Below are 4,840 nucleotides of genomic sequence, written 5' to 3' on the forward strand. Positions count from 1 at the left end.
AACAGCAGCGCCTCGTCGAATTTGGTTTTGCCGGCGCTGACGACGGCGTCCACCGCCAATCCCGCATGCTCCTTGAACTGCGCCAGCGCGGTGACATCGAATGTCAGCGGCACCAGCCCCGCACGCGGCGGAACCATTTTCAAGCCAAACTGCTGCGCCAGCTTGTAGCCGAACGCGCTGGCGCCCATTTTCGGAATCGATGGCCCGCCGGTGGCCACCACCAACTGATGGCCACGGTATTCGCCCTGCTCGGTGCTGACGACAAAACCGCTCTCGGTCCTGGTCACGCCCGCGATATTCACGCCAAGCCGGATCTGCACGTTACCGACCCGGCATTCTGCCAGCAGCATGTCGATGATTTGCTGAGAGGAGCCGTCACAGAACAATTGCCCGCGCGTCTTCTCGTGATAAGCGATGCGGTATTTCTCGACCAGCGCGATGAAATCCTGCTGCGTAAAGCTCTTCAGCGCCGATTTGCAGAACTGCGGATTTTGCGACAGGAAATTCACCGGCGAGGTGTGGAGATTGGTGAAGTTGCAGCGGCCGCCGCCGGAGATCCTGATCTTTTCACCGGGCGCCCTTGCCTGCTCCAGCACCACGACTGATCGTCCGCGCTGACCGGCCACGCCGGCACACATCATTCCGGCCGCACCGGCGCCGAGAATGATGACGTCATAGGTGTCCGGTGCGCGGGCCCCGTTCATTCGACCAGCAGCACATCGACGGCGACAGCGAGCTTCTGCTTGCGGGAGCCGACGATCACACCGTCGACCGGCGAGACATCGGAGAAATCGCGTCCGACCGCGAGAACGATGTGATCGTTCTCGACCAGAATATCGTTGGTGGGGTCAAAGCCAATCCAGCCAAGTTCCTTGCCGCACCACACGGAAACCCAGGCATGGGTCGCATCCGCTCCCTGCAGCCGCGCCTTGCCCGGCGGCGGAATCGTGCGCAGGTAGCCGCTGACATAGGCGGCTGGCAGGCCGAGGCCGCGCAGCCCGGAAATCATGATGTGTGCGAAATCCTGGCAAACGCCGTGGCGCTTTTCCAACACCTCGGCGAGTGGCGTCGAAATCACCGTTGCCTTCGGGTCATATTTGAACTCGGTGCGAATGCGATGCATCAGATCGACGGCACCAGCGAGAATGCCGCATCCTTCCGAAAAGCTGATCGACGCGTAAGCGGTCACCGCAGACTGGATCGGCACCAGCGGGCTCGCAAACACATAGCCGATCGGCGATGCCGCACTGAGATCGCTGGAATCATACGATGCCTCACGCACGCTTTCCCATGAAGGGCTGTCGTCGCCGCGTCCCGGCGCATCGCGTTCGACATAGACCCGCGAGCGGCTGTCGATGCGCAGCACCCGGTGCGGGCTTTCGATCAGAATATTTTCGGTTTGCGTGCCGAAGAAATCCGTCCGTTGGGTGCGAACCGCCGGACCCGGCTTGATCTCGACCGAGTGCGACACCAGTTGCTGCCCCCCAATGCTGACGGGTGCGAGCCGCAACGAGCAGCGCGCGAAGCTCACCGGGCTTTCATAACTGTATGTCGTGACATGACGGATATCGTAAATCACGCCAACCCCGTCAGCTTTTCCGGACGGGTCGCGCTGGTCCCTTGCGGGAAATAATGCGAGCCGATCGAATCCGCGAGCGTCAGCAGATCCTGTTCGAACGCGAACAGGGATTTGGTGTGAAGCGAGCCGGCCTCGCCCGTTGTCAGCGACGATTGCAAAGCCACAGCAAGCCGCTGCGGTCGCTCCAACAGCCCGTTCTCCTTCAGCGCCGGCAAATTCGCGATATGATCATTGAGCGCCGATACCTGAAATGCCACCGAGCGCGGATTGTAGGGATCAAGCACAACGAGGTCGCGGACCGGCGCCAGCAACGGGCCGACCAGATAGCGCGAACGATAGGTGATCTGGCAATCCACGAGCGTCAGCAGCACGTCGAGATCGTCGCTACTCGCCTCATCATAGGCGAACTGCCGCGCAAAGCGCGTGGTGTTGATGGCGCGCTCGGCGCGACGGCCCATTTCGAGAAAGCGCCAACCGGCGGCGCGGTTCATATTTTCCTGCGCCAGTCCGGCGAAGCTTGCAAGTTCCTGCAACGTCAATTCGGCGGCGCTGACGACCCCTTCATCATCTTCGACTTCATATGCCAGCCGTTCGGCCATCTCGGTAATCACTTGCCATGCGTCCGGCGACAATCGCTCGCGCAACGACGTCGCAGTGCGTTGCGCCGCACGGACCAGCGACAGCGCCGAACCGAAGTTGTCTTCGCTTTGCAGGGCCTGCGCAGAGATTTTCGCAGGTTGCGAACGCGCCGTCAGCGACGTCGCTCCCCAGGTGATGAGCATGCGCTGAATACGCTCGACGGTCTGTTGCGTGCCAAGCGCGCTCTGCCCCGGATCGCGCTGCGGCACGCTGAGGGCCCGCACCAGACGCAAGGTCGATTCTGCACGCTCCAGATAACGCCCGAGCCAAAACAGATTGTCCGCCGCGCGGCTCGGCACCCATCCGGCGATACGCCTGATCTTCACGGTATCGACGGCTGGCAGCAAAGTCGATGCGGCCACCGCCTTGTCGGCGACCACCCAGACATCCGCTGCCCGCGCACCTGCGCCCATGGAGACCGCGCGCGCATCGAGCTGCTCGGCGATCCGACAGAAGCCACCCGGCATCACAGTCCAGCCATCGGGCGTCGCCGCCGCGAATACGCGCAGCACGAACGGCCGCGGCGTCAGGCGGCCATTGTCCCACACCGGCGTCGTCGACAGTTGCACCACTTCCTGACCGACATAGTCGATGCCGCGCTTGTGGATCGCATCCTTGAGTCGATCGCGCTCGCTCGCTGAAAGCTCCGCAGTCAGGATCGTGCCCCGTCCCGGAAATCCAGGCACCGCATAACCATAGGCGCCTTCGATGGCGAAATCGTCGAGCCGCGACAGCACCTCTTCGCGCGCCGCCTTCTGCCCACACCACCATGTCGCGATGTGCGGCATCTTCAGCTTTTCACCGAGCAGCTTCTCACTCAGGCTCGGCAGGAAACCAAGCAGCGCACGCGCTTCCGCCACGCCGGAGCCCGGCATGTTGGCGACCACGACACCGTTTTTACGGACCACGTCGATCAGGCCGGGCACGCCAAGCTGCGACGATGCGTCGAGTTCAAGCGGATCGAGCGAATTGGAGTCGACACGGCGCAGCAAAACGTCGAGCCGCTTCAAGCCGGCAACTGTGCGGATGTGGATGCGGTCACCGGATACGGCGAGATCCTCGCCCTCGACCAACAGGAAGCCGAGATAACGCGCCAGCGTGGCATGTTCGAAATAGGTTTCGCTGAACGGTCCGGGCGTCAGCAAGCCGACGCGCGGCTCATCGCGGTCTGCCGATGCCCGCAAACTGTCGCGGAACGCTTCAAAGAACGGCGCGACGCGCTCGATGTTCATCGACTTGTAGAGATCGGTGAAGGCGCGGGACAACACCAGACGATTCTCAAGCGCATAGCCCATGCCGGATGGCGCCTGGGTGCGATCGCCGAGCACCCACCAGCGGCCGTCAGGACCGCGGCCAAGATCGGCGGCGTAGACGTTGAGGTACCTGCCGCCGGGCGGCTGCACGCCGCACACCGAGCGCAGATATTCGGCACTCCCCGCGATCGCCGCCGCCGGCAACGCGCCTTCGGCAACCAGCTTCGCGTCCCCGTAAAGGTCGGTCAGAACCATCTCGAGCAATTGCGCGCGCTGGCTGACAGCGGCGGAAATCTGCTGCCATTCGGTTTCGCCAATGAGCAGCGGTACATGGCTCAGCGGCCAGATCCGGTCGGCGATATCGCCGGGGGCACGATAGGTGACGCCCGCCTCGCGCAGATGGCGGTCGGCCGAACCGAAACGACGCTCGACATCTGCCGGCGCCAGCATGCCGAAAGCTTCGAAAAACCGGGTCCAGACCTCGCGCGGGGTGCCGTCCTGGGCGATAAATTCGTCGGGAATTCCGGGCAGCCGTTCGTAATCGCGGGTCCACTGCGCGACCTTGCGATGACCCGGACGAGGCTTCTTCCCCTGGCCGGTCTGTCCCGTCATACCGACTCTCCAGCCCAAACTCTCAGCACCTTTCAATGCAGGAGCGGCGTCCGCAAGTCGAGGGTCAAGGGAAATTCAAGTGTGCGTTCTTCCCGCGGCACGTCGATTTCGCCGGGCGTATGGCCGATCTGCTCGAAACGGGCCAGCCTCCGGGCCTCCGCTTCGTAGGAATTGACCGGCTTGGTCTCGTAATTGCGCCCACCGGGGTGCGCGACATGATAGACACAACCACCGAGCGATCTCCGGTTCCAGGTATCGACGATGTCGAACACCAGGGGCGCATGGACCGGAATGGTCGGATGCAGGCCCGACGCCGGCTGCCACGCCTTGAACCGGACCGCGGCGACGACCTCGCCGGAACGGCCAGTGTCCGTCATCGGCAGCGCGCGACCGTTACATGTGATGAGATGCCGACCCGGCACGAAGCCGTTGGCCTTGAGCTGCAACCGCTCGACCGACGAGTCGACATAGCGCACGGTGCCGCCGGCCGAGCCCTCCTCGCCCAGCACGTGCCACGGCTCCAGAGCCTGCCGTACCTCCAGCGTCACGCCGCCATAGGTGACGTGGCCGAACACCGGGAAACGAAACTCCAGCTGCGCCTCGAACCACTCCTTCGAGAATTCGTACCCGGACTGGCCCAGCTCGGCGAGCACGCCCTGGAAATCCTCCCAGAGGAAATGCGGCAGCATGAAGCGATCATGCAGCGTGGTGCCCCAGCGCACGAACTGGCCCTGCTGCGGCTCACGCCACATCTTTG

Annotated in this window: 4 protein-coding genes; all 4 read right to left on the bottom strand. The window is 63.4% G+C overall.

Annotated elements, in window-relative coordinates; translation table 11 throughout:
• The coding region (locus tag M0954_RS12190) for an aminoacetone oxidase family FAD-binding enzyme (RefSeq protein ID WP_297353446.1) at positions 1–704 on the bottom strand (704 nt) is incomplete at its 3' end.
• Complete coding sequence (locus M0954_RS12195; protein WP_297353447.1) at positions 701–1,579, bottom strand: transglutaminase family protein; 879 nt, start codon at positions 1,577–1,579, stop codon at positions 701–703. The genes M0954_RS12195 and M0954_RS12190, both read right to left, overlap by 4 nt.
• Entirely contained in the window at positions 1,576–4,083 is a 2,508-nt protein-coding gene (locus M0954_RS12200) for a circularly permuted type 2 ATP-grasp protein (RefSeq protein WP_297353449.1), read from the bottom strand. The genes M0954_RS12195 and M0954_RS12200 overlap by 4 nt, the downstream gene beginning before the upstream one ends.
• A 32-nt stretch (positions 4,084–4,115) precedes the next feature.
• Positions 4,116–4,840, bottom strand: a 725-nt coding sequence (locus M0954_RS12205; RefSeq protein ID WP_297353450.1) for a transglutaminase family protein, incomplete at its 5' end; no start/stop codon positions are given.

It is taken from the genome of Paraburkholderia sp., from assembly GCF_026225065.1.
Taxonomy (GTDB): Bacteria; Pseudomonadota; Gammaproteobacteria; order Burkholderiales; family Burkholderiaceae; genus Paraburkholderia.

What these genes read in the sequence shown, in the direction of transcription:
- M0954_RS12200 (WP_297353449.1), bottom strand. Translation starts at nt 4,083, where the DNA reads ATGACGGGACAGACCGGCCAGGGGAAGAAGCCTCGTCCGGGTCATCGC.